At 48.9% G+C, this 24655-nt stretch carries 20 protein-coding genes; 4 read left to right on the forward strand and 16 right to left on the reverse strand.

From position 1 onward, the window contains the following. Positions 1 to 87 precede the first annotated feature (87 nt). The 12 genes from LACSTY_RS10440 to LACSTY_RS10495 form a co-directional block, all read right to left on the reverse strand. The gene (locus LACSTY_RS10440; protein ID WP_087912601.1) at positions 88 to 2877 is read right to left on the reverse strand and encodes a cation-translocating P-type ATPase; all 2790 of its coding nucleotides are present in this window, start codon (positions 2875 to 2877) and stop codon (positions 88 to 90) included. Positions 2878 to 3186: 309 nt separating this feature from the next. After that, positions 3187 to 4638 (reverse strand): glycoside hydrolase family 1 protein, encoded by a 1452-nt coding sequence (locus tag LACSTY_RS10445; protein ID WP_087912602.1) that lies wholly within the window; start codon positions 4636 to 4638, stop codon positions 3187 to 3189. 19 nt (positions 4639 to 4657) lie between these two features. Next, on the reverse strand, positions 4658 to 6505 hold the full coding sequence (locus LACSTY_RS10450) for a beta-glucoside-specific PTS transporter subunit IIABC (protein WP_087912603.1): 1848 nt from the start codon (positions 6503 to 6505) through the stop codon (positions 4658 to 4660). A gap of 173 nt (positions 6506 to 6678) precedes the next feature. After that, entirely contained in the window at positions 6679 to 7554 is an 876-nt protein-coding gene (locus LACSTY_RS10455; protein WP_087912604.1) for a PRD domain-containing protein, read from the reverse strand. A gap of 142 nt (positions 7555 to 7696) precedes the next feature. After that, on the reverse strand, positions 7697 to 9316 hold the full coding sequence (locus tag LACSTY_RS10460; RefSeq protein ID WP_087912605.1) for an amino acid ABC transporter ATP-binding/permease protein: 1620 nt from the start codon (positions 9314 to 9316) through the stop codon (positions 7697 to 7699). Next, positions 9316 to 11004 carry an ABC transporter ATP-binding protein/permease gene (locus LACSTY_RS10465; RefSeq protein WP_087912606.1) on the reverse strand — a complete coding sequence of 563 codons (1689 nt, stop codon included), beginning with the start codon at positions 11002 to 11004 and terminating at the stop codon, positions 9316 to 9318. The genes LACSTY_RS10460 and LACSTY_RS10465 overlap by 1 nt, the downstream gene beginning before the upstream one ends. 180 nt (positions 11005 to 11184) lie before the next feature. Continuing rightward, on the reverse strand, positions 11185 to 11610 hold the full coding sequence (locus tag LACSTY_RS10470; protein WP_087912607.1) for a NusG domain II-containing protein: 426 nt from the start codon (positions 11608 to 11610) through the stop codon (positions 11185 to 11187). Positions 11611 to 11797: 187 nt separating this feature from the next. After that, positions 11798 to 13525, reverse strand: coding sequence for a thiol reductant ABC exporter subunit CydC (gene cydC, locus LACSTY_RS10475; RefSeq protein ID WP_087912608.1), 1728 nt, complete (start codon positions 13523 to 13525; stop codon positions 11798 to 11800). After that, complete coding sequence (gene cydD / locus LACSTY_RS10480; RefSeq protein WP_087912609.1) at positions 13506 to 15248, reverse strand: thiol reductant ABC exporter subunit CydD; 1743 nt, start codon at positions 15246 to 15248, stop codon at positions 13506 to 13508. The genes cydC and cydD overlap by 20 nt, the downstream gene beginning before the upstream one ends. After that, positions 15245 to 16258: a cytochrome d ubiquinol oxidase subunit II gene (gene cydB, locus LACSTY_RS10485; RefSeq protein ID WP_047106359.1), complete on the reverse strand. Its 1014-nt coding sequence runs from the start codon at positions 16256 to 16258 to the stop codon at positions 15245 to 15247. Before cydB ends, cydD begins: the two co-directional genes overlap by 4 nt. Further along, positions 16255 to 17679 carry a cytochrome ubiquinol oxidase subunit I gene (locus tag LACSTY_RS10490; RefSeq protein WP_087912610.1) on the reverse strand — a complete coding sequence of 475 codons (1425 nt, stop codon included), beginning with the start codon at positions 17677 to 17679 and terminating at the stop codon, positions 16255 to 16257. The genes cydB and LACSTY_RS10490 overlap by 4 nt, the downstream gene beginning before the upstream one ends. Before the next feature lie 232 nt (positions 17680 to 17911). Next, positions 17912 to 19216: a pyrimidine-nucleoside phosphorylase gene (locus tag LACSTY_RS10495; protein WP_087912611.1), complete on the reverse strand. Its 1305-nt coding sequence runs from the start codon at positions 19214 to 19216 to the stop codon at positions 17912 to 17914. 104 nt (positions 19217 to 19320) lie between these two features. On the opposite strand from LACSTY_RS10495, the gene add reads away from it, so the two are divergent. Together add and LACSTY_RS10505 are read left to right on the forward strand one after the other, a co-directional pair. Further along, a complete protein-coding gene (add, locus tag LACSTY_RS10500; RefSeq protein ID WP_087912612.1) occupies positions 19321 to 20340 on the forward strand; it encodes an adenosine deaminase in 1020 nt (339 codons plus the stop codon). Positions 20341 to 20525: 185 nt separating this feature from the next. After that, positions 20526 to 20762 carry a hypothetical protein gene (locus LACSTY_RS10505; RefSeq protein WP_010491898.1) on the forward strand — a complete coding sequence of 79 codons (237 nt, stop codon included), beginning with the start codon at positions 20526 to 20528 and terminating at the stop codon, positions 20760 to 20762. Positions 20763 to 20764: 2 nt separating this feature from the next. Here the strand turns inward: LACSTY_RS10505 and LACSTY_RS10510 are convergent, their stop codons facing one another. Further along, positions 20765 to 21253, reverse strand: coding sequence for a hypothetical protein (locus LACSTY_RS10510; RefSeq protein WP_087912613.1), 489 nt, complete (start codon positions 21251 to 21253; stop codon positions 20765 to 20767). Between the two features lie 135 nt (positions 21254 to 21388). Between LACSTY_RS10510 and LACSTY_RS10515 the strand changes: the two genes are divergently transcribed. Continuing rightward, positions 21389 to 21559: a hypothetical protein gene (locus tag LACSTY_RS10515; RefSeq protein ID WP_010491902.1), complete on the forward strand. Its 171-nt coding sequence runs from the start codon at positions 21389 to 21391 to the stop codon at positions 21557 to 21559. Between the two features lie 131 nt (positions 21560 to 21690). Here the strand turns inward: LACSTY_RS10515 and LACSTY_RS10520 are convergent, their stop codons facing one another. The 3 genes from LACSTY_RS10520 to LACSTY_RS10530 form a co-directional block, all read right to left on the reverse strand. Then, complete coding sequence (locus tag LACSTY_RS10520; RefSeq protein ID WP_087912614.1) at positions 21691 to 22611, reverse strand: DMT family transporter; 921 nt, start codon at positions 22609 to 22611, stop codon at positions 21691 to 21693. A 29-nt stretch (positions 22612 to 22640) separates the two neighbouring features. Then, entirely contained in the window at positions 22641 to 23255 is a 615-nt protein-coding gene (locus LACSTY_RS10525) for a DNA-3-methyladenine glycosylase I (RefSeq protein WP_087912615.1), read from the reverse strand. A 180-nt stretch (positions 23256 to 23435) separates the two neighbouring features. Continuing rightward, on the reverse strand, positions 23436 to 23882 hold the full coding sequence (locus tag LACSTY_RS10530) for a universal stress protein (protein WP_049169191.1): 447 nt from the start codon (positions 23880 to 23882) through the stop codon (positions 23436 to 23438). A 309-nt stretch (positions 23883 to 24191) separates the two neighbouring features. Between LACSTY_RS10530 and LACSTY_RS10535 the strand changes: the two genes are divergently transcribed. Next, positions 24192 to 24584, forward strand: coding sequence for a helix-turn-helix domain-containing protein (locus tag LACSTY_RS10535; protein WP_010491911.1), 393 nt, complete (start codon positions 24192 to 24194; stop codon positions 24582 to 24584). Positions 24585 to 24655 lie beyond the last annotated feature (71 nt).

The raw sequence follows: 24655 nt of genomic DNA on the forward strand, positions 1-24655 counted from the left end.
GGTGTAGAAGTCGCGAGTGCTAACGAAAAAAACCGCCCATTGAATGAGCAGCTTAACGCAGTCAGCACCGGTTTATTTTAAAAGACATCATTTTTTCTTAGCCACTGCCAACCAAAGTTCTTTAATCCCCGAAAGTACAAGCGTAGGAATCGCCGGCAGCACAGTGACTAGCAAATATTGTTGCCATGTCAGCATTTGGGTACCCATCACCACGTTGAAAAACGGTAAAGTAGTGACCAATAGTGAACTCACCGCCGCAAAACTCACTGCAGCAAGCAACTTGATATTGCTAAATGGATTGCGTCGATATAACGTCGTCGTGCTCCGGGCATCAAAGACGTGCCATAATTGGCCAAACACCAGTGTCAGGAACGCGATCGTCTGGGCTGCAGCAGCTGGTAAACCGGCACTGGCTGCCCAGATAAACGCAACATACACCGTGCCACCCATGACGGTCCCGCGAACGAAGATGCGGCCCACCATGCCTTTTAGAATCGAAACATCAGTATCGCGCGGTTTTTGCTTCATCTGGTCTGCTTGCGGTTTATCATACGCTAAGGCAAAGCTTGGCAACGCGTCCGAAATCATATTCACCCACAAAACCATGAGTGCGGTCAGCGTTGGTGTGGTGACGCTGACGTGACCGATGGGACCGGTCATCAAGATGACGCCTAACAGTAACGCCAGCACTTCCGCAACGTTGGTTGTCAATTCATGGCGCATGAAGTTCTTAATGTTTCCGAAGATCGTCCGGCCAGCTGCCACTGACTTTTCGATGGTGGTGAATTTATCATCGAGCAAAATCAAATCAGCCGCGTCTTTGGTGACCTCAGTGCCATTGATGCCCATAGCGATGCCGATATCTGCGGCCCGCAACGCCGGTGCATCATTAATCCCGTCACCAGTCATGGCAACTACTTGGCCGCGCCGTTGCAAAGCTTTAACGATCCGTTGCTTGTGCTCTGGGGACACGCGCGCATAAACCCGCGCTTCCAAGACCACATCATCTAACTCTGCATCAGGCAGTTTGTCTAACATGGCGCCTTCAATAACCTGAGCATCTTTTTTCTGAACAATTCCCAGCTTGTAAGCAATGGCGCGCGCAGTGGCTGCGTGGTCGCCGGTAATCATGACGACATTCACTCCAGCCGCGTGTAACGTCTGGATCGAACGCTTCACTTCCGGGCGTGGCGGATCAATGATGCCGGCGATCCCAAGCAGTGTCAGATGTTGTTCCAGCTCGGCCATCTCACCGTGCAAGGCTAGCGATTCATCAATGGCGCGTTCCGTGATCGCAATGGTTCGCAACGCATCATTGGCAAAGTCCAAAATCACTTTTTCCATGTCCGCCCGCGCATCTGCAATCGGCACCAGCTGATCATGCTCCACCACCTGGTCCGTTTTCTGCAAAATAACATCCGGCGCGCCTTTGGTTAAGACTTTGAACTGACCGTTTGCTTTAATCACAACGCTCATCATTTTCCGCGTTGAATCAAACGGTAACACCCGTAAAATGTCGATATCGCGCTGATCGGTTTTTTCCAGCAAAGTCGCCCGGTCAATGCCACCTTTTGCGCCAGCTACGACCAACGCCACGTCGGTCGGATTGCCAAACGGCTGAAAGCGGCCATCTTCATCTTGCGTCACATTGGCTTCGTTGTTTAACACCGCTGCCTGCAAAAATCGTTGAAATGCAGGGGTGTCCTGGTCATCTACCGGTAAAAAGTCCCCGGTCGTGTCATACCCATTGCCTTCGACTTCATAATGCGCGCCATTAGCAAAAAAGCGCGTCACCGTCATTTCGTTTTTCGTCAGCGTGCCGGTTTTGTCGGACGCAATATAATTCGTAGCGCCTAAGGTTTCAACCGAATTCAATGACTTGATCAAGCCTTGATTCTTGGCCAACTTGGTCGCACCAATGGTTAAAACAATCGACAAGACAGCGGGCAAAGCATCAGGGATCGCCGCTACGGCAAGCGCAATCGCAGTGGACAGTGACGCTGCCAGTATTTCAAAGGAGAGGTTACCGGTTTGCTGATAGGCTTTAAACAAGGCCAATCCTAATGTCAGGAAAACAATCCCGATCGCAACGATCATCAGCTTTTTGCTCAAGCTGTGAACGACCCGCTCAATTGGCGTTTTTTGCGTTTGCACGTCATTCATTAACTTGGCGATTTTGCCGAGTTCGGTTTCCATCCCGGTAGCGACCACAACACCATATCCGTTCCCGGCAGTTATCATCGAACCGGAAAAACCCATGTTGGTCTGATCGCCTAATTCAACTTTTTCGGTCAAGGCATGCGATTGCTTGCTCACCGGTTCTGCTTCGCCGGTTAAGTGCGCCTCAGATGTTTGCAGGTTCGCCACCCGCAGCCACCGCACATCGGCTTCCAAAAAGTCACCGGTCTGCACCCGAACGATATCGCCTGGTACCAGCTCCGCAACCGGCACATCTTCCCAAACTTCATCGCGCAACACCCGCGCCTGATGATCGGCCATATTCCGTAGCGCGTCCATCGACTTTTTCGCCGATTGCGCCTGCCAGTATCCCAAGCCGGAATTAACGCCGATAAGAATTAAGATCGCGATACTTTCATAAATGGCCGCCATCCCATGACTACGATTGCCGGTTACAAAAAAATCATAAGCCGCACTCAACAATGCCAAGCCGACTGCAACAAATAAAATAATGACAAGGGGTTCCTTGAGGGTCAGCAAAAATTGGCGCCAGGCCGGGATCGTCGGTGCTGCTTTCAATGCGTTCGGGCCGAACTTTGCCAGTCTCGCCTCAGCCTCTGCGCTGGTTAAGCCATGTGTCCGATTCGTTGTCAGTGCGGTCAAAACTTCTTCTTTGTGCTTTAAATAAACTTTGTTCATGGTCATCCCTTTCTTGATATACGTTCTCGAATTCGGTTGGCGGCGTTTTTTTGCTTGTGTCGTAACGCGTTCGCAGTCGCAGAAATCTCCGTGTAAGAACCTTGAAGCCTAAATGGCCACTTACACTCCGATTTCTAAGCGCTCCTGCTCACGAAAAAAGCGCACGCCTCAAACGCCCTTTCTTCCCCAGGAAAGGCATCTTGAAGCATACGCTCAACCGATTCGTTGCTATTCACTATAGCTAATATTAAAACATAACACCGTTAACTTTGTCAAGTTGGACTCAGGCATCCTAACGCAAGCCGTCAGTTAGGAATCTAAATCAGCTCCGTTAGACGCAATCACCTGCCGATACCAGTCGAAGGATTTTTTCTTGGAACGTTTAAGCGTTCCTTGGCCAGCATCATCGAGATCAACATAAATGAATCCATAACGCTTTGACATCTGGCCGGTTGACGCACTGACCAAATCGATGCATCCCCATGGCGTATAGCCCATCACATCGACGCCATCATGAATGGCCGCACCGATTTGTTCAATGTGCTGCTTCAGGTAATCAATCCGGTAATCATCGTGAATCTCGCCGTTTGAATCCGGCTGGTCCACGGCGCCGAGACCATTTTCAACGATGAACAACGGCTTGCGATAACGGTCGTATAACTGGTTTAAGGCAATGCGCAAACCGGTCGGGTCGATCTGCCAACCCCATTCGCTCGCTTCCAGGAAAGGATTCTTAATGCCGCTTAACAAGTTCCCGCCAACTTCAGCATGATCCTTCTGAACCGTTTCAACAACAGCAGACATGTAATAACTGAAGCCAATATAATCAACCGGATGCTGCTTCAACATTGCCAACTCGGCAGCCGAAAAGTCCAGATCCGTTAACTTAATGCCATATTGATCCAGCAACGCATCCGTGTAGGCTGGATACTCGCCGCGCACCTGAACATCGCCGCAGAAGAAATTGAACGCTTGATTTTGTTGCAGCGTCGCCAGCTGATTGGCCGGATTCGCGTCATAACTGTAAGTAGTGGCGTATAACAACATGCAGCCAACCTGAAGATCCTGGTCCAGTTGGTGGCCGATTTTAACCGCCTCGGCACCAGCCACAAACTGATTGTGCCAGGCCTGGAAAATGTTACGCTTATCAGCGGCGCCGTTACTATTCACCAAGCCTTGGCTCATCACTGGAAATGCCAGCGCACTGTTAATTTCGTTAAAAGTCATCCAGTACTTAACCTGTTTGAAATACCGGGTCAAAACGGTTTCGGCAAATCGCTTGTAAAAGCCGATGAGCTGCTTATTCTTCCAGCCGCCATACTTGGTAACCAGGTGCAGTGGCATCTCGTAATGGGAAATTGTGATAATCGGTTCAATCCCATATTTCAAACACTCCGCGATCACTGCATCATAGAACGCCAGACCAGCCAGGTTAGGTGTCTTTTCATCACCTTCCGGAAAAATTCGTGACCAGGCAATCGAAAAACGATAACACTTAAAGCCCATTTCACTAAACAGCTTAATGTCTTCTTTAAAATGGTGGTAATGATCGATGCCCTGATGATTCGGGTACCGATAGTTGCTTTCATCGATGGTCCAGTCAAAATCCGGCTCATTCACCAGATCAAACCGTGCTTTTCCTTGGGGCAGGACATCGGCAATCGACAATCCCTTGCCGTCTTCACGATAGGCGCCTTCCAGCTGATTGGCTGCGGTTGCACCGCCCCACATAAATTGTTTCGGAAAATTCAAATAAGTCATGGTTAAATGTTCATCCTTTCTAAGCTAGCGTCATTAACGCATCGTCTGCGGCTGTCCCGTCCGCTCGGGTTTCAACCTGATAACGGTCGGAGTTCGTCACAATCATCAGCACGGTTGGCGCATACCCTGCAGCTTTAATCGCTTGATAATCAAATTCAACCAACGGCGTACCGACATCCACCTTCTGTCCTTGTTTAATCAAGGGTTTGAAATACTTGCCTTTTAAATTCACTGTGTCGATACCGATGTGAATCAGAATCTCTGCCCCTTTTTCAGACGTGATCCCAATAGCGTGCGCGGTTGGATAGACCAGACTGATCGTTCCCGCGACTGGTGCCTTGACCAAGTTATCCTCTGGTTCAATCGCGATGCCTTGCCCCATGGTGCCCGAGGAAAAAACTTCATCCGGCACTTCACTGAGCGGCACTAAGGTTCCCTTAACCGGTGCGGCCAGTGTTTCTGCGTGATCCGCTGCGATCTGGGTTGCTTGCGGCTTGTCTTCTTTAACACCGGCGTTAATTCCGCCAAACACCAAGGTAAGCGCAACGCCGAGAACGAATGCCACAATATCGCCAATCACCGAAACGCCGAACCCTTTACCGAGATAAGTCGGCAACGATAAGATGCTGGCCAATGATGCCACATTCGAACCGGCGCCGGACATGGCCACAATAATCCCGCCAACTGCCCCCGCGACACATGCGCAATAAAATGGCTTTTTCAGTTTTAAGGTGATCCCGTAAATAGTCGGTTCCGTGACGCCGAAAAGTGCCGTAATCGTGCTTGAGCCAGCTAAGCTTTTCATTTTGGCGTCACGAGTTTTGAGGAACACCGCAAATGCCGCACCGGCCTGCGCCAAAACTGCCGGCAAAAGAATCGGCATCATCGGATCCGTCCCATACTGGGCAATGTTGTTCATCATGACCGGCACCAAGGCCCAGTGAACGCCGAAAATCACAAACACCTGCCAGAAGCCGCCAAGAACCATCCCCGCTAAAGCCGGTACACTCTTGTTCAGCGACACAATTGCGGTGGCAAGGCCATTACTGAGAATGGAGCTAACCGGTCCAACCACCAACATGGTCAGCGGCACGATGATCACTAACAGGCATAACGGTGCCAAAATGTTACGAACCGACTGATGCCAAATTTTATTGAAAAATGGTTCCAGAAACTTCTGAACCACGACGACCAGCAAAATCGGCAAGACCGTGGCCGTGTAATTAGCCGCCACCACCGGAATGCCGAAGAAATCAATACTCGGTTTGCCAACAAGTCCGACAATGTTGGGATAAACCATCGCGGCAGCAATCGCCATCGCCACAAATGGATTCACCTTCAGATGTTTCGCGGCCGTAAAGGCTAATGCGATCGGTAAAAAGTAGAAAATGCCGTCCGCCGCTGCCCACCAAATCTGATAGGCGCCGCTTTTGGTCGTTAACCAGCCAACCGCCACGGCCAGAGATAGTAAGCCTTTTAGAATCCCGGCACCGGCCATCGCTCCCAAAAATGGTGTGAAAACGCCGGAAATAAAGGTCAATAAGCCATTGAAAGCGCGTTTGAATGTCATTTTCTCCTTCGGCTGGTCATTGGCCACCTGCGCACTGTCACCTAAACTCGGTTCAAGTTTAATAATTGCCTGATAAACATCACTTACGTTATTGCCAATAACCACTTGATACTGGCCGCTTGCTTCCACGACCGTGATGACCCCGTCCAACGCCTCGACTTTCTGTTTGGCCGCGGTCGCCTTTTGCGGATCCTTCAATGTGAAACGCAGCCGCGTCGCACAGTGCCAAACCTGTTCAATATTCTGCTTGCCGCCAACCAACTGCAACAGTTGCTTCGCCAGTGTTGCTTCTCCCATTTTTCTTTCCTCCAGACATTGGGCAATAAAAAAACCAGAAAGACGAAACCTAGGGTGTGCCTAAGTTAAGTCTTTCTGGTTTTGCCTAATTCAATAGTAACAAGCCAGATGGTACTGTATTCGCTTTCAATAACCACATCTTATCTGATTCATTAGCCGTCGTCAACTACTTTTTAAGTTCTGTCCGTGACACTACTTTTTAAGTTCTGTCCGTGACTGGCAGCTAACCGAGAAATGTGCAGTGTTAAATAAATCTGCTCGTTTTTGGAAACGGGTACATTGACCTTCTGCTCGATAAACTGAACAACATCCTCCATACACTGATAAGCCTGCACATAATCTTCTTGCAAATGTGCTAATAGGGCATGGTCGTAAGTCGCTTCCTGCTTATCTGTGTGCGCGTAAACCCGTTGAAGGAAAAACTTGAGATGAATTGCCAATCGTTGGTACTCCGGCGTTTTGGTGTTCATGTCCAATCCTAGCCGATAGAAAATGATTTTCGTAATATTCGCCAGCATCTGCGTAAACGCTAACGAATCAACCGGCTGCTGATGATTGAGATCGTTGCTAACAAACTTCAGAGCGATGAACCCAGCCTCATCTTCCGGTAACGCTTCACCTAACTGCTCAGCCACCGCTTCCAACGCCCACTTGCCCATTCGATATTCCTGCTCATAGGCCATCTGAATTTCCCACAACAGTCGGTTATGCAATAACAAATTGTCATGCAACCGCATCACCGCAAAATGCAGATGATCAGCCATTTCAATCAGCAAATAACTGTTAAATGTTGTCTGCAACTGAACTTCTGCCTCTTGCACAATCTGTGCCGCCAGCGTCAAATACTCGCTCGGTAAGCTGGCAATCGTTTCCGCCGCAATTTTCAACTTGGTTTGGTCTTCCGGAACATACACCTTCATGCTGTCCCGCAATGTCAGTGTCTCCCCTTTTTTGGCATGAAACCCGATACCGCGTTCAACGATAATCGTCTCACGCTGCTCATGCCGAACCACAACGGCATTATTGTTCAGAATCGTTTCAATGATCATGGCGCGTGCCCTCCTCCAAGACGGTCAGACCATTTGCTGATCCGTGTTCAAATTCAGGCTATCAATCTTTGGGGAAAATGACAACGGAAATGTTTTCGCGTGCTCTTTTTATCGAAAAATAACAACCTGAAGTGCCAACAAATTACTTTTCTTCCACAACCTGCCTATTATTGAAGCGATAAATCCGATCCGCATAGGCTGCTGATTCTGCGCGGTGTGAAATCAAAATGACGATGCCATGATAATAGGCTTTGATCGTATCCAGAATCAGCCGCTCGTTTTCTGTGTCGAGATTGCTGGTGGGTTCATCTAAGACCAAGACGCTGCTTGAATGCAGCAAGGCACGGGCCAATTCGAGCCGTTGCTGTTCGCCACTGGAAAAAGGCACATGTCCGGCAGCAATCTGCGTATCCAGGCCATTTGCAAGCTGTTTTAACCGGTCACTTAGTTTAACTTGCGCCAATACCGTCCAAATTTGATCATCCGTAATCGTCGGATCATGTAACGTCAGATTATCACGGACCGTTTCGGAAAAAAATATCGCGGTCTGCGGCAAATAATTAATTTGTGCCCGCAGCGATTGAGGACTGATGGTCGCAATTTTTGTGCCATTGACCAAAATCTGGCCGCTTGTGACTGGATACCACCCCATGATTAGTTTAGCCAACGTACTTTTACCCGACCCGCTCGCACCCACAAAACCGGCGATTTCACCAGCCTTTAAGGTCAGCGTCACGTCGTTTAAAACCTCTTCGGGACGCGCTGGATAACTAAATGAAACCTGCTTCACCTGAATCTGCTTAATCGCATCGACTGTCTGACTTGCAGTTGCGGGCGCTGCCATTAACGGCTGCTCCTGCAGTAAGTTGAATAGATTTTTAGCCGCCGCAAACCCGTTAAGTAACGACCCGGGAAGATTGTTTAGTGCGAGCAACGGGCCGAACGTCAGCGGGAAGACTGCAAGAACCGCTTGCTGTAAGGCGGTTGCCTGCTGCCAGCCACTTGTCCAGACCATGAACAGCCACGTTGCGACCATGGCAAACGTTGCAGCGACATTTTTTAATAATTGACTGAATTGCGCTTGTTGAAACGCGGCAGCTTCACGGTCAAACCCGACATTGCCTTGATCCATGCGTTCTTTTGCAATGCCCAGCTGGCGCACCGCCCCCATCCCACGAACTGATTCTAACAAGTACTGCTGGTTGGCCGCCTTCAGCTGATCAGCAGCCTGAGTCTTAGCAGTCAATTGCTGATGCCGCGCATACGGAATCAGCCCGCCCACGGCCGCATAGCCGACCAGCGCGACCACTGCCGCCAAAATACTGACACGACTATAAACTGCTGTCATTAAAAGGCCATATGTTACGCCGATTGCCACAGGCACAATGGTATGGGCATAAAAGATTTCCATCGCTTCGATGTCGCTGCCGATTAACTTGAGTAACTTACCGCTCGATTGCGTATCCAGTTTTGCCGGAGCCAAGCGCACCAGTTGCCGATAAACCGCGCCGCGTAAGTCAGCCAGCACATGAAAAGCTACAAAATGTCCGGCATATTGCTCGCCGAAACTGCCGAGACCCAAGAGAATGACCGCGATGACGCCTGGCAACAGCAACTCTGACGCGTGTTGCGGATCAAACAGCATCATCGCTGCAAGAATCAAGACAACTGCCTTGGCCAGTTCGGCGACCATGCCGATCAAAAAACTGATCACAATGGCGCCAGTCAAATGATGAGTGTACTTTAATAACCCTCTGATCATCAGCGTGCACCCTCTTTCTGCATCGTCTCCGGATTATCCACCAGTCGCCGATACGCCGGCTGCTCTTGGTAAAGCTGCGCGTGATTGGCAACAATTAAGTGATGATCATGAATAAACCACACCACATCAGCCTGCGCCATGGCGGAGAGGTTGTGAGAAATAAATAGAACAATTTTCTTTTGGCTCAGTTTTTTAATGGCTGCCAAAATCGCCGCAGCGTTGACTTTATCAATGCTAGACGTCATTTCATCCAACAGGTAAACGGTCTTGTCCGCCAGTAACATCCGCGCAAACGCCAACTGTTGCCGCTGCCCAGGTGAAAGCAACCGTCCGCCTTCGCCTACTTGGGTGTCATATCCTTTTTCCAATGTAGGGACAAACTGCATCAGTCCCAGGTCCTCAAGTTTCTGTTGCCAAGTGTCACCAAAGCGATTCCCTAACAGCAGATTTTCCTGAACAGTGCCGGAAAAAAGGTACTCATCTGCCGTGACATACCCAAACACCGCAGCTTTCTGTGCGTTGCTCAACGCAGAGACGGCCGTGTTGTCAGCCATAATCGTTCCGGATAAAGGCTCCAGGCGACCCAAAATAGCTTGAATGAGCGTGCTCTTACCGGTGCCATTTTCGCCCGCCAAACCGTATAACTTGCCCGGTTTTAGCGTAGCATCGATGTCAGTGACAAGTGGTTTATCCGGCGCATAACCGATCGTCGTCTGATCAAGTGTGATTTGTTTAAGTGGGCGGTTGTCGGTAATCCGAACTGTCGCTGGCGTCGCTTTGGCCTTGGAAATTGTTCCAAGGATCGCCGCCAGTGACGGTCCATTTGATTTGACAACATGCACGAAATAGCCAAGTTGCCGGGCATTGACCATCATCATGGCCAACGTAAACCAAGTGGCAAACGCCCCGGCCACTGGTAACTGGCCGCCAATCAGCTGAAGTGCGGTCACAAAACCGCCAACGAACACAGTTAGGTAAACAAAACCATTGATGACAAACAGCACCTGCAACTGGGTTTTCAAAAGATTCATCGTTGCCTGGCGAAAATATTCGCTATCGTCCGCGAACTTTTGCCCGTAACGGTCGGCAGCATTGTACATCACTAAAGTATTCATCCCACGCAGATCGTTAATAAAGCGTCCGCCCATTTTTAAGAAGCCAGCCAGATGGGTCTTATTCTGCGCCGACATCTGCTTGCCGAGAAACATCATCGCAAAGCCAATCAACAGAACACAGGCCAGCGGCAGTAATGCCAGCCATGAGCGATACCAAATCGACAGCGCGATTAACAGCAGGTAAGTCATCACGGCCTGCAAGGAAGTGGGAAACAACGTGCTATAAAACATATCCAAATTGTTAAGTCCACCCAAATCACGCTGAATCACCGCATTATCTGCACCGGTTGCGGCACTTGCATCATTGCGTTGGTAAAGCGCCTCGAAATAACGATCACGCAGCTCACGCTTGGCACTCATGGCCCAGTCATGACGGTGATGCCGTTCGTAAATCGTAATATAAAGAAGCCAAAATATCCCCAGTACCCCGGCCACCACGATTGCTTCCATCGCACGATTTGCCGCCAATTCAAGCGCAATGATGACCGGCAAGACTGTCGGTAACCAATCAAAAATTGCTTCAATAACCCCAGCCCCAAGCTTGTCACGTCCGTATTTCAGTAATCCCAGCATTAAAAGGCTTGCCTCTTTTCTTTCAATCAGTCTGCAGCATTGTGACTGCCATCGGTGTCGCAAACGATCTGCTGAACAACAGATTGTTTTTCCAGTTTACCATGAGAAAAACACATTTAAGCAGCTATTTTTGAAATACTGCACCACATTTAGCAGCTTGTAAACGTTTAAGCCGACTGATTAAGGGTGTACCAGTCCGCCATCATCGCCGCTAGTGTCCTTATTTCCTTGCGCCGGCTTGATTTCAATCAGCAATTTATGCGGCAGGCAGATGCTTTGCTGGCCAATTTGGCTAATCCAGCCCGTATGCACCGCAATCTGATCCGGCGAATTATCTTCCTTATCGCGAATGCGGGCGCCATCAACTTCGATGACATTGTACTGCCCTTTTGCCGGATACAGCGTAAACTGCTGGTGGCCCGCATGCGCATCCAGCTTAATGCGCCGTTTAACATGGCCATTAATCGAAATAACGGCCACTTTTTGATCCGTATTCACATGCGCTTCGGTCATTGAAAAAATGCCCAGCGGAATGAAGCATGCTATGAAGAGTATGACCACAATGACATAATCCAGTGGTCGTACATATTTTTTTAGCCAGCGCATGTTAGGTCACCTCGAATCGGTTTATCAGTTTCTTATTGTACGCGTTAACCACTAATAACTGTTAAAAAAACAGCCGTATCCCAAACCTGGGTTACGGCTGTTGTGCTCGCATGACTACTAAGTGAAATTATCTTATTCTTATGAAGTTTTTACACGAAATGCAAATTTTCCAAAATTTAAAGCATTATCACCGCAACCCCGCATCCAGCGCATACAGATTCTGATACCGCTGATTCTGTTCCGCCAGATGCTGCGGTGTGTCATTCATCGTCAGCCGGCCATCTTCCAGGAAGACAACTCGATCAGTTTGGCTGACACCTTGCAGATGATGGGTGACCCAGAGAATGGTCTTCCCTTTTAGAACGGAGAACATCGTATCCAGCAGCGCCTGTTCGGTAATCGGATCCAAGCCAACGGTAGGTTCGTCCAGGAGTACGATCGGTGCATCCTGTAAAAGAATCCGCGCTAACGATAACCGCTGACGCTCACCACCGGAAAAGGCAAAGCCGGCTTCTTCGACACTGCTGTCCATACCATTGGGCAGTTGGGCAATGAGCTTGTCCAGCTTGACGGCTTTCAACGCTGCAGCGACTTCTTCATCGCTGGCATTTTCATTGCCCAAACGGACGTTATTAATAATCGACGTACTGAACAGAAATGGACTTTGATCTAGCACCGCGAACAAATTCGTGCGGTTTTGCTGATAAGTCAGGACATCCTGCCCGTCGATCAGAACTTGGCCGGTTGTCGGCGTTAAGTCACCCAAGACCAGTTGCAACAAGGTCGTTTTCCCCATGCCACTGGGTCCCAGAATCGCCATTTTTTCGCCGGCGTGAACGGTTAAATCGATATCGGTAATCAATTCAGGATCGGTTGGCTTGTAACGGAAGCTGACCTGTTTTAGCTGAATGGTTTTAAAACTAGACGGTACCGGTTGCTGTTTGGGCAATGCCCGCGTCACTGGGTGCAGATCATTGAGATGCCGGATCGCATCTCGATAAGTCGGCCACTCACCGACGCCCTGGGCAATCCCAGAAAAGGCTTGATCAAGCGGGAAAACAACCAGGACGAAGGCACCAACCCAGTTGGCACTTGCCTGACTGCCAGTCCATTCAAGGTTCGTCCAAATTAGCATACTGATCGTAATCAACACGAACAGTAACTGACCGACAAAGTCCCGTCCCCACTGGAACCGTTTGGATTTTGCGGTCGAGGCAGCCAGCTTTTTCGGTGCTGCCAAGCTTTGATCCAAAAACTCCTGACCGCGATGGGTGATGACCCAATCGGATAGGCCAAGCACCGAGTCTGTCAGTGATACATAGGCATCATGGTTCAGCTGCTTTTGCTCAGCCTTGCGGAAGCGTTCAACCACTAGCCCCCACCAAGGAAGAATCAGGATCTGAAACAGCAATAACAAGCAGATCCATAACGCAAAGCCCCAGTTGAACCAGCCCAATAGTAACGTGGCAATCACTGTTAAGCCAGCGCCAACCACGGTCGGAAAAATCATCCGCAAATAGAGGTTCTGAATGTGGCCGATGTCATCTGCCAGTAATCCCAAAATATCACCGGTCTGGTGGTGTTCCGAGACAAATGCCGCATCGGTTTCCAGCACTTTGTATAACTTACGGCGCATATGGCTGGTAATCCGTAGCACCCAGTTGTGACTGGTTAAACGTTCAACATATTGGAAGACCGGGCGCCCAATCCCAAAGGCACGGGTCAGGACAACAGTCACATAAATCGCCGCAAATAACGGTTTGGTAGCACTTTTATCAATCAAAAAGCCTGAGGTGAACATTAACGCGCCGGCAAACACGAACGTCATGACCCCAAGAACCAGCGACCAAAACAGCAGCCACCGGTAGCGTTTTAGATCAGGCCGGACCCAGTGTTCATTTTTCCACCAATGCATTGAATTCACCTCGCATTTCGTGTACAAGTGCCTGATATGGCTTAGAGTGGGCTGCTAACTCGCTCGGTGTTCCTTCAGCGACGATCCGCCCGCCATCAACCACAATCACGCGATCCATTTGGTTGAGCCAGTGCAGTCGGTGCGTGGCGAAGATGACCAGCCGGTTTTTAAAAAGCGGCACCAGTGTCTCTTTCAGCTCGGCTTCGGTTTCAATATCCAAATGGGCGGTTGGCTCGTCAAATAGCCAAATCGACCGGTTGGTATCAACCAGTGTCCGCGCCAACGCAATTCGCTGGGCCTGGCCGCCAGAGATTCCCCGGCCACCTTCACCGATGCGGGTCGCATAACCATCCGGCAGCGTTTCGATCCAGTGACTCAAACCTGCCGCCGCTGCTGCTTGCCGAACTTCGTCATCTGAAGCACTCGGCCGATAAAAGCGAATGTTAGCCGCAATGGTATCCGCAAATAAATACGGATCCTGAGGAATATAACTCAAATGATCCTGCCAGGCAGCCTGCGTCAAATGCGGCACCTTGGTTCCCCGGACAGTGATCGTTGCGGATTGCGGTTGCAAAAAGCCGCCAATCAAATTTAACAATGTCGACTTGCCGGAACCGCTGGCGCCAATGATTGCTACCTTTTCCGGGCCGGTAAACTGCAGATTAGCGTCATGAATTCCTGCACGTTTATCGTCGTACATGAAATCAAGATGCTGCATGCTCAAAGTATCTTGATCCTGCCAGCCATCAAACGCCGGCAGCACCTTAGTATCAGTCGGCAACGGCTGGTCGATTACTTTCCAGATCGCGGCCATCGCATTTTTACCGTTTAACGTTGCGTGGTAATCCGTGCCAAAATCGCGAATCGGCATGAAATACTCCGGCGCCAGAATCAACGCCACCATCGCTGGGTATAAAGGAATGCCGCCGTCCATCAGCTTGATGCCAAGAAAAACCGCAACAACCGCAATCGATAACGTGGTAAAGAAGTCCAACGCAAAAGTGGACAACATGGCGATGCGCAAAACGCCCATGGTCTGCTTCCGGTAATCTTCCGAAACTTCATAAACGTTATTGGCGTACTGGCGGCTAATGCCCATCAATTGCAGCGTTTTGAGTCCCCGCAGCGAATCAATGAAATGGTTGCTCATTTTTTGAAAACCGGCATATTGACTTTCCGACTTGTCACGGGCTGCCAGTCCCAAAATCACCATGAACAAGATGATGATCGGAAACATAATCAGCAGAGTAAAGCCAGTCAGCCAATTTTCGTACCAGATATAAGCGACCAAAACCCACGGAATAATGCTCATGTTGAGGATTTTGTTTAAGATCAGTTCAATATAATTTTCGGCTTCGGGAATGCCGTCGAGCGCCATGGTGACCAGATTACCGGTACCTTCTTTTGCCACTGCCGCTGGTCCTAATGCATACAAGTGCTTCAGCAATTGTTCTTGCAACCACGCAGACCCGTTCATGGCAAAGCGGGCACCGATACGATTACGCACCCACACAATGAGCTGCCGCACGGTAAATGCCAGTGCAAACAGCCCCAAAGGCTTCCATAACCCGGCTAAACTTTGACGATTCCAGGAATGGACGATCCCTTCTGCAAGAAACCTTCCTTGCAATAAAATAACAAAAGCTTGCACGAGTGCAAACCCGGCAAGCATTGTCATTGTTTTCTTCATTCCCGATAAGCGCATGAGCGTCTTATCGATCATTCACTAACCGCCCCTTTTGCTTGAATGCGTTTGTGGAAGACAACGTAACTCCAGATGAAGTAGATTAAGGCAATTGGCAACAGGATAACTGCCACGATGGTCATGATCGTCAGGGTCAAGGAGCTGGCACTGGCATCTTTTGCAAGAATGGACATTGCTGCATCCTGCCCGATCATCACACGTGGGAATAAGCCATTGAAGATGACGCCAACGACGCCAACCAATCCAATCGCGCTTCCGACAAAGGAAAGCACTTCATTATCCTTCAATACCCCGATATGGGCAGCGACAGTTGAGCCGACAATCACAACCAAAATCAGCAACGTGCTGATAGGACGCTCCTTGAAGAAGTCGGTCATGAAGAATAGCAGAACTGCGAATACAACTTCACCGGCATATAGCAGATAATACAGCTTGCTATTCCAATCGCGCGCACGCTTGCGTAAATCTCCGGTTGTCTTCAGGCGAATGAAGTTCAACCCGTGCATCAGCATCATCAATGTCACTGCGACACCACCAACGATGGTCAGAAGATTAATCTGATTGCCCAACGTCGGATAAACATCGCCAGCCTTAGTAATTGGTAGCGGCTGGATAATCGCAGTGAAAATCATCCCTAAGACAAACGGCGGAATCAAGCTGCCGCAAGCCAACGCCCAGCGCCAGATATTGCGACCGGTTTTGGTCTCGGCGTGTGCCGCAAATTCAAAGGACACACCACGAACAATCAGCCCGAACAAAACGATGAAGAACATGATGTAAAAGCCGGAGAACAAGCTTGCGTACCACATTGGATAAGAAGCAAACATCGCACCGCCAGCGGTGATCAGCCAAACTTCATTACCATCCCAATGCGGCCCGATCGTTGCCACCAGCTGATCTTCTTCGCTCGTGTTGCGAGCTAACAGCTTGGTTGACATGCCAACGCCAAAATCGAAGCCTTCAAGTACGAAGAAACCGCTGAACAGGACGAACAATAAAAAGAACCATAAAATCTGTAACCAGCTCATTTTGCGAACGCCTCCTTAGCTAACGGATCGCTGTTGACCCCATAATCGGTGTTCAAATCGCCTTCTGGTCCTTTCTTCAAGACACGGTGTGAATAATAAATCATCACACCACCGAGTAAGGTGAAGATCAGGAAGTAGCAAATATTGGTGAACAGCAATTGACCGGCTGTCGTGGTTGGCGAAACCGCATCGGCGATCGTGTACAATCCGTAAACAACCCACGGATAACGACCTAACTCAGTGATGAACCAGCCAGCCGTGTTAATGATAAACGGCAGCCATAGTGCAAAGCCGAGGATGTACAACAACCAACGTTGATTCAACAACGTATCCTTCTTCTTGCGACCGAACCAAAGACCTAAGACACCAAGCAGGAACAGCAGAACACCGCCACCAGCCATGACCCGGAAGCTCCAGAACAAGGTCTTAACCGGTACATAGTAGTTTTTGTCTTTACCATACTTAGCTTGAAGTTCTTTGTTAGCCGTCTCCATGCCTTTAACCGAACCGTTCATTTTGTGGTAGGAAAGCAGGCTCAACAAGTATGGCACTTCAATATTGCCACTTGTCGTGTGATCTTTGGTATTGATTAACTCAACCAACGTCCACGGCGCCGGATCACTGGTATCTTTGTAAATCCCTTCGGTAGCCGCAAACTTCATTGGCTGATCTTTGATAATGAATTGCGTCTGCAAGTCACCAAAGCCAATCGCGCACGCAGAAGCGATGGTGCCGACAACCAAACCGACTTTAAGTGACTTCTTGTAAAAGTCGACCTGATCCTTCTTCAGTAACCGCCAAGCAGCCATGCCGGCAACGGCAAACCCGGCTGTGGTAAAGGCACCAAAGATAACATGCGGAAATTCAACCCACAACTGCGGATTGGTGATCACGGCACCAAAGTCAACCAACTTGACGCGACCCGTGGTTTGACTGATCGCAAAGCCGGTTGGGTGCTGCATAAAGGCATTCGCTGAAAGAATCCAGATTGCCGATAACGTGGTGCCTAACCAAGTCATCCAAATAAAGATAGCATGTACAGCTGGCTTGAAGCGATCCCAGGTGAACATCCACAAACCGATGAACGTCGATTCCATAAAGAATGCCAACAAGGCTTCAATCGCCAGTGGCACCCCGAAGATGTCCCCCATGAATCGTGAATAGTTCGACCAATTCATGCCGAACTGAAATTCTTGAATAATGCCGGTAACGACCCCTACGGCAAAGCTGAGCAAGAAGATCTTGCCCCAGAACTTGGCCATCTTCTTATATGTCTCATTCTTTTTGCGCACATATAGCGTTTCCATAATGGCGGTCACAAGGCCCATACCAATGGAAAACGGTACGAAAAAGAAATGGAAAACGGTCGTCATCGCAAACTGAAAACGTGCAAGCGATAATACGTCCATTGCCATTAGCATATGTTTCTCCTCCTTCAATAGATTCATTACAATCTAAGTATACCCCGATATTTATTTTTTAAAAACCAAAAACCAAAAAAACAAGATGGAAATCATGCTTCTCACATTTTTTCAAATCACAAGGGTGTTATGATATTGGCCGACACGCCCGTCCGCAAACGCTTCCCAGACGTTCTGTTTTCTATCTTTTTCACGACTGTAGAAATAATCCATCTGTTTGTGAAAATAAATGTCACGGGCGAATAATTTCATGAATGAGCGGTGACTTTTTCGGCGCTGAGGGGCCAATGTGATAGGCTTTTTGGACTAGTCCAACAATATCGGCGACATCTTTCGTATCCGCATGCAACATCACAAGCGTATCGCCTTTCGACACCGGTGTTCCCAGTTTCTTGTGCAAAACCAATCCGACTGCCAAATTCAAGACATCATCTTTTTTGGCCCGGCCACCACCGAGCTGCATCGCTGCCAGGCCAAGCGCATTGGTGTCAATTTGATCGACAACGCCGCTTTGATCTGCAGTCACGGGAATCCGATACTTGGCTTGCGGTAATTTTCGCGGATCGTCAACGACAGCGGGATCGCCGCCTTGTGCTTGAATTAATTGCTTAAACGCAGTCAAAGCGCGCCCATCCCGCAAAGCGTCTTCGGCTAAACCGCTGGCAATTTCCAAACTGGGAGCCTTGCCGCCCAGTACCAGCATTTGCGCTGCTAAAGCGACGGTCAGAGCATGCACGTCTCGTGGCCCCCGATTCTTCAGCACCGCAATGGACTCGGCAATTTCCAGGCTATTGCCGATCGTAATACCCAGAGGCTGATTCATGTCGGTCAGCAACGCGACGCTTTTAACGCCGGCGGTCTGACTGATGCTGACCAAAGCCTTGGCTAAGGCGCGCGCATCTTTGATGGTTTTCATGAACGCGCCATTGCCGACTTTGACATCGAAGACCAAGGCATTAGTGCCGCTGGCCAGTTTTTTGCTCATAATGGAGCCGGCAATAAGTGGTATCGATTCCACAGTGCCGGTCACATCACGCAATGCATAAATTCGACGGTCTGCTGGCGCAACTTCGCGACTGGCGCTGACAATCGCTTCGTGAATTGTTCGCACCTGCTTTTTGAATTGTGCTTCAGACTCATTCACGTTGAAACCGGGAATGCTTTCGAGTTTATCCAGCGTCCCGCCTGTATGGCCAAGCCCGCGACCGGAAATCATCGGCACGGGAACCCCTAAGCAGGCCACCAACGGCGCTAGTGGAATACTGATCTTGTCACCCACGCCCCCAGTGCTATGTTTGTCGACTTTAATGCCAGGAATGTCGCTTAAATCAAGCACGTCACCGGAATGTAGCATTGCAAACGCAAAATGATTGCGCTCGGCATCCGTCATGCCATTGAAGTAAACAGCCATCAAAAAGGCACTCATCTGATAGTCCGGAATATTGTCCGCGGTGTATTGTTCAATCATCCAGGTCAGCTCTTCATTCGTTAGCTCACCTCGATCGCGTTTCTTCGTGATCAAATCGACCATGCGCATCTTTTATCACCCTTACCTTTATTCGCTTCCTACAACTATTGTAACGCGTTGGCAGCAGCCTATGTTAAACTCGAATCATTCTAAGTTTTACAAAGGAGAAAACGATGGACTTCGACACGCTACATGCTTTAGGTAAAACGGAACTGCACTGCCATCTTGACGGTTCATTATCGCTAAGTTGCATCCGCCAACTCGCCAAAATGATCAATCGCCCTTTGCCGGCATCCAATGACGACTTGCGCCAACTCGTTCAGGCGCCGGCCGACTCTGAAAATCTGGCTGATTATCTCAAAACTTTTGATTTTGTTGCCCCACTGCTCCAGACCAAAAAAGCTTTACAACTGGCGGCTTTCGATGTTGTCGCCCAGGCGGCGGAAGAAAATGTTCGGTATATCGAAATCAGATTTGCCCCAGCGTTCTCAATCAGCGGCGGCTTGTCTTTAAGTGAAGCAACCGAGGCTGTCATCGAAGGTCTGCACCAGGCCATGACCAAGTTCGACATTGTTGCTAAAGCGCTCGTCTGTGGCATGCGCCAGTTGCCCAATGCTGATAATCAAGCCATGTTTCGTGCCAATGCTGCGCTGCTAGGTAACGGGTTGGTCGGCGGCGATTTTGCCGGCAACGAAGCCGACTTTCCCACCAGTGTGTGCGCCCCGGCGATCAAAACTGCACAAAAACTCGGTGTTCCGTTGACTTTTCATGCCGGCGAATGCCACTGCCCCCAAAATATTGCCGAAGCCATCTTCCTTGGAATTCCGCGAATCGGCCACGCCACTGCCTGCTTCGATCAACCAGACCTCATTCAAAAGATCGTCCAGACCCATACCACGATCGAACTGTGCCTGACCAGCAACCTGCAAACCAAAGCGGCCCGGTCGCTAGATGAGTTCCCGTATCAAGCGCTCAAAGCTGCCGGCGCTGCTATCACCATCAACACCGACAACCGCACTGTTTCCAATACGACCCTGACCCACGAGTATGAACTGTATCAAACCTACTTTAAAACCACTGCAGCAGACTTTTTGACCTTCAATCTGAATGCCATTAACGCCGCGTTCATTTCCGAACCAGTCAAGCAAACATTGCGCAACCGGTTGCAGCAGGATTATGCGGCTTTTCTGTAGGTTGATAGGCATTTGGGTTAAGACCGCAAACTCCGCCAGTCTGTTCCTTAAAGCCCTTAACCATTACTTAAGGGAAAAGCCACAACTTCATCATCAATTTTCCCCAGATTCATCCCGGTTGATTCGTGATATCACCACATGGTCTGGTTATGCTGGTTTTATCAACAAATGAAAGGATGATTCTTATGTTGATTAACCAAACTGACTTTATTGCAACCCAGTTGCAGCAAATTGTTTACCCTAACATTAACGCCATCACTGAAACCGGCGTCCCCATTACGATTACAACGAATAAAAAACAGCGCGACGACCCTGCATTTTGGCAAAGCATCAGCGCTATTTTAAGAGCCCATCTCTGGGTTCCGGTTTCGAAAAAATATCATGAGTTAACCGACCATGACTGGCTGGCAACGCCTGCGTAGTCTTAAGACTGGTGGTTAGCGAATGCGGTGGCTGCCAGCGCAAGTGTGAGAACGGCGTCTGGGGATAAGGCTTTGCTGACCGTCTCGATGTGCCCGCTGGTTGCTACTGCTCCGATGACCTCCAGCCCATACTTCACGATATTGAGATCCCGCTGAGGAGCATAACCACCATCGAAAACCGGTTCGTGGTTATATGTAAAATTCAGTTGATCATCTTTAATGGAGCCATCAACGTGATTGACCATAATGCGATCGTGAGTAGCCGTCAGGGGTGCCTGATCGTCTGGTAGATTCAATTTGTGATCTGACTCAGTTGTGTAATAGTCGGTCTGTTTCATGTGCAGGTATTTCTCAGCCGGCTTTTTGAGCACTTTCAAATAATCCACAATGGCATATACCTTCGTGGGATCCAGTTGGGTGGTTTTGGCCATCAGCTCATCGTTATGCGCTTCAAGCCAGTCTGCTAAATTACTGATACTAAACTGATCCATACTGTGCCTCCATCTTCATTGCTGATTCATACGCCAGTATAGCATGGACGCGCCATCTAATGTAGGTGATTGTCAGGTGATTGTCATAAACCTGTGACATTTCAAGTTATATAATGGAGTCGGGAGATGAGCACGATGCTAAGCAATCAAAAACCGTATCCGATCATTGATTATTTAGGCCGCCCTATCCGACTGCAATTATTTGTCACGTACCGATTACGCATTAAAAATGGCTATATCCTGGCATTACGGCGTAACCAACACCAACAGGCACTGCCGAATCTCCTAGTCAAACACGCAAGTTAAAGTTGTCGACTGGCGATATCGATTCGTCCAATCGCCTTCAGATCAAACGACCCTAGAGGCAAAACAAGTCTCTAGGGTCGTTTACGTTTTAGCCGCTGTTGATCACCAACTGACTCTAAAACCAAAACAGTTCATTCATCGGGTCGTTTTTCCAGCTTAGGTCCACGTGGTGTCACAATTGCCATCATGGCAACTGTCAAAATAATCAGCACCCCGCCCAGCACTTCGGCAAACCCTAGATGCATATGCAGGAAGGCTACCGATACAAGTGTTGCGCCCAACGGCTCGAACGCATCCAGTAAGGTTGCTGCTGTTGGCGAAATAAACTGTAGGCTGGCAAGGTACACCGAATAAGCGATAATCGTTCCGAAAATCACAATAAACCAGTAACCGGCCCAGCCAGCGGCATCAAGATGCGGTATTTGTTTCCAAAAGGGATCAAACGCATCAACCAGGAATCCGCCCAACAATTGCGCCCAGGCTGTCACCACAATTGGTGAGTGCCGTTTTAAAAGTCCTGCCGGCAATAACGTATACGCGGCTGCAGCCAAGGCGGCCATGATGCCCCAAAAGAAAGCTGACGGGGAAATCGCCAAATGTGTCAGCCGGCCTTTAGTCACAACTAGTGCTGTCCCCAGCATAGCCATGCCAATCGTCAGTAAATCAATCCGACGCGGTTTTTCCCGCAATCGAAGTGCAAGAAAAACCAAGACCACGACCGGTGAAAGATACTGTAAAATCGTCGCGGTTGCGGCATTCGCCACGGCAACGGCCTTAAAATAAATATACTGCATGCCGATCATGCCAAATAACACAAAAATAATCAGCTGCAACGCATCACGCAGATTGCGCCACGGTGCCATGATGGCCGACCGATCTTTCCAAAAGGCCACCGCCATCAACACAACACCGGCAATCAGCATTTTAGAGCTAATTAACCAAGACACCTTGATGCCTTTATCAAACAGGGACTCGCTTACCGGGCCGGAAATACCCCAAAAACTTGACCCCATGATGGCTAGAAAAATTCCCCACAAGCGGATGCGTTTCAACGCCCTTGCCCCTTCTTGCGCTGATTGGATCAGTCTTCCATAACAACATGATCGTCAATTAATCCTGCGCCTTGCAAATAATTATACACGATTACCGGGCCGACGAAGGCAAAGCCGTGTTTTTTCATATCTTTGGCAATCTTCACCGACAGTGCGCTCTTAGTCGGTATCTCCGCTAGTGATTTGGGGCGATTAACCAATGGCTTGCCGTCAACAAAGGCCCACAAATAATCATTTAAGCTACCATACTCGGCCTGAATTTTTAAAATAGCGCGCGCGTTGGTAATCGTCGCTTCGATTTTCATGCGATTGCGAATGATGTCGGTGCGTTTTAACAAGGCATCAACATCCGGCTCATCCATCGCTGCCACTTGTTTAATATCAAAATGATGGAAAGCATCCTTGAAGGCAGCCCGCTTGCGTAACACGAGTTCCCAGTTTAAACCTGCCTGAAAAATTTCCAACGATAACAACTCAAATAGTTTTTGATCATCGTGAACCGGCACGCCCCATTCATGATCATGATAAGCGCGTAATTCCGGTGACATTTTGGCAACCCAATCCGTATAGCGTTTGCGCTCCTGGTAGCGGCGCAACGCTGCTTCCGTCTTGGCCTGTGCCGTCCGATCGCTTGTATCTGCCATTTCAATGACCTCCAATTCTTTGCTGGTTGGTTATAGATACATTACGCCGTGATCTTAAAGAATGCCAGCAGTCGTCCTCGGGTTATTGGATTTGTTTGTAACGTTCTCCGAAATATGATGTGCATCAAAAAAGGCAAGAACCGGCGATGTAATATCACCGATTCTTACCTGACAAAAAGCTTATTTAGTTTTAACGATCAGCACATCGCATGGTGCGGTGCGGTTAACGTATTCGGTTACCGAACCAACCAGCACCCGCTCAACTGCATTCAATCCGGTTGCGCCAATGACGATCAGATCGTTGTGGTGGTCGTGTGGAAAGTCGGTGGCGATGACCGTCTTGGGATTACCAAAACGAATATGGATATCAATGTCGGTTAATCCCGTACTCTTGGCTTGTTCCTTCAAATTCTCTAAGTATTCCTGCGCATCTTGCGTCAGCTGATAAACCGCATCACCGGATATCATACCGCCATAGCTGCCGATAAACTGCTTGGTGTCAAGCACATTCAAAACATCCAAGTGGGCTTGGTTGGCCATCGCAACTTTAACAGCCTTACTGAAAGCTAACTCGGCTTCCTTTGACCCATCTACGGGTACAAGTAAGCGATCATATTCTTGGTCCATTCCGCTCACATCCTAACTTTCTTATTAACTTAAGCATAGAACGGTGAGGAAACGAATACAAGAAATAAATTTGGTCTTAACATGGTAATCGATCACCATACCATGTAAAATATACATCAGTACCAACCTTGAGGCGTCAACGTGGCAGGTCAAAGAACCGTCAATCAAAATTTATTTAAATATATTTTGATTTTGCGGTTCAATGATTGATTTAATACGTAATGATGCTATATTATAGTGAGTAAGCTTGTATTCTTAATTTTTAAGAATTCGGCGTCACACAAGAAAAAAAGAAGCGTGGTGAAATTTATGATTACAAATGGTGTTGGCAGTGTCTTGCGGCAAATCCGTAAGAGTCGTGGCGAATCAATTGTTGAAGTTGCCAAGGCAACGCACACGTCCCCTGCAAGCTTTACCAAGTGGGAGAACGATCAGACAATTCCAAGCGAACGCAGTATTCGAAAGCTTGCTGAATACTATGATGTCGATCCGCTTGATTTGTTAGGCGTTGCATATCCTGACAAGTACGCGAAACAAAAAGAGCAGGAAAAAGCAGCTGCAGAGGGTTCGACCATTCGGATTGAAGATCTGATCGGTAATAATTCCGTTTTGACCTACAATGGTTCCCCGCTTAGTTCCGGAACCAAGTCCCTTGTGGCAGCCTTCATTACCGGTTTAATTATTTCTCAACCGGAAGAATAGTTGCTTTGCGTTACACTAGGAGTCGTCTGCGGGCGGCTCTTTTTATCTAGTCATTATGAAAACGCTTCAGC

Origin of the sequence: Lacticaseibacillus styriensis, from assembly GCF_030770295.1 — a bacterium.
GTDB classification, from domain to species: domain Bacteria; phylum Bacillota; class Bacilli; order Lactobacillales; family Lactobacillaceae; genus Lacticaseibacillus; species Lacticaseibacillus casei.

Excerpts from the sequence above, each read along its gene's own strand:
- LACSTY_RS10440 (WP_087912601.1), bottom strand. The coding sequence starts at position 2,877 with ATGAACAAAGTTTATTTAAAGCACAAAGAAGAAGTTTTGACCGCACTG.
- LACSTY_RS10445 (WP_087912602.1), bottom strand. The coding sequence starts at position 4,638 with ATGACTTATTTGAATTTTCCGAAACAATTTATGTGGGGCGGTGCAACC.
- LACSTY_RS10450 (WP_087912603.1), bottom strand. The coding sequence starts at position 6,505 with ATGGGAGAAGCAACACTGGCGAAGCAACTGTTGCAGTTGGTTGGCGGC.
- LACSTY_RS10455 (WP_087912604.1), bottom strand. The coding sequence starts at position 7,554 with ATGATCATTGAAACGATTCTGAACAATAATGCCGTTGTGGTTCGGCAT.
- LACSTY_RS10460 (WP_087912605.1), bottom strand. The coding sequence starts at position 9,316 with ATGATCAGAGGGTTATTAAAGTACACTCATCATTTGACTGGCGCCATT.
- LACSTY_RS10465 (WP_087912606.1), bottom strand. The coding sequence starts at position 11,004 with ATGCTGGGATTACTGAAATACGGACGTGACAAGCTTGGGGCTGGGGTT.
- LACSTY_RS10470 (WP_087912607.1), bottom strand. The coding sequence starts at position 11,610 with ATGCGCTGGCTAAAAAAATATGTACGACCACTGGATTATGTCATTGTG.
- cydC (WP_087912608.1), bottom strand. The coding sequence starts at position 13,525 with ATGCATTGGTGGAAAAATGAACACTGGGTCCGGCCTGATCTAAAACGC.
- cydD (WP_087912609.1), bottom strand. The coding sequence starts at position 15,248 with ATGATCGATAAGACGCTCATGCGCTTATCGGGAATGAAGAAAACAATG.
- cydB (WP_047106359.1), bottom strand. The coding sequence starts at position 16,258 with ATGAGCTGGTTACAGATTTTATGGTTCTTTTTATTGTTCGTCCTGTTC.
- LACSTY_RS10490 (WP_087912610.1), bottom strand. The coding sequence starts at position 17,679 with ATGCTAATGGCAATGGACGTATTATCGCTTGCACGTTTTCAGTTTGCG.
- LACSTY_RS10495 (WP_087912611.1), bottom strand. The coding sequence starts at position 19,216 with ATGCGCATGGTCGATTTGATCACGAAGAAACGCGATCGAGGTGAGCTA.
- add (WP_087912612.1), top strand. The coding sequence starts at position 19,321 with ATGGACTTCGACACGCTACATGCTTTAGGTAAAACGGAACTGCACTGC.
- LACSTY_RS10505 (WP_010491898.1), top strand. The coding sequence starts at position 20,526 with ATGTTGATTAACCAAACTGACTTTATTGCAACCCAGTTGCAGCAAATT.
- LACSTY_RS10510 (WP_087912613.1), bottom strand. The coding sequence starts at position 21,253 with ATGGATCAGTTTAGTATCAGTAATTTAGCAGACTGGCTTGAAGCGCAT.
- LACSTY_RS10515 (WP_010491902.1), top strand. The coding sequence starts at position 21,389 with ATGCTAAGCAATCAAAAACCGTATCCGATCATTGATTATTTAGGCCGC.
- LACSTY_RS10525 (WP_087912615.1), bottom strand. The coding sequence starts at position 23,255 with ATGGCAGATACAAGCGATCGGACGGCACAGGCCAAGACGGAAGCAGCG.
- LACSTY_RS10530 (WP_049169191.1), bottom strand. The coding sequence starts at position 23,882 with ATGGACCAAGAATATGATCGCTTACTTGTACCCGTAGATGGGTCAAAG.
- LACSTY_RS10535 (WP_010491911.1), top strand. The coding sequence starts at position 24,192 with ATGATTACAAATGGTGTTGGCAGTGTCTTGCGGCAAATCCGTAAGAGT.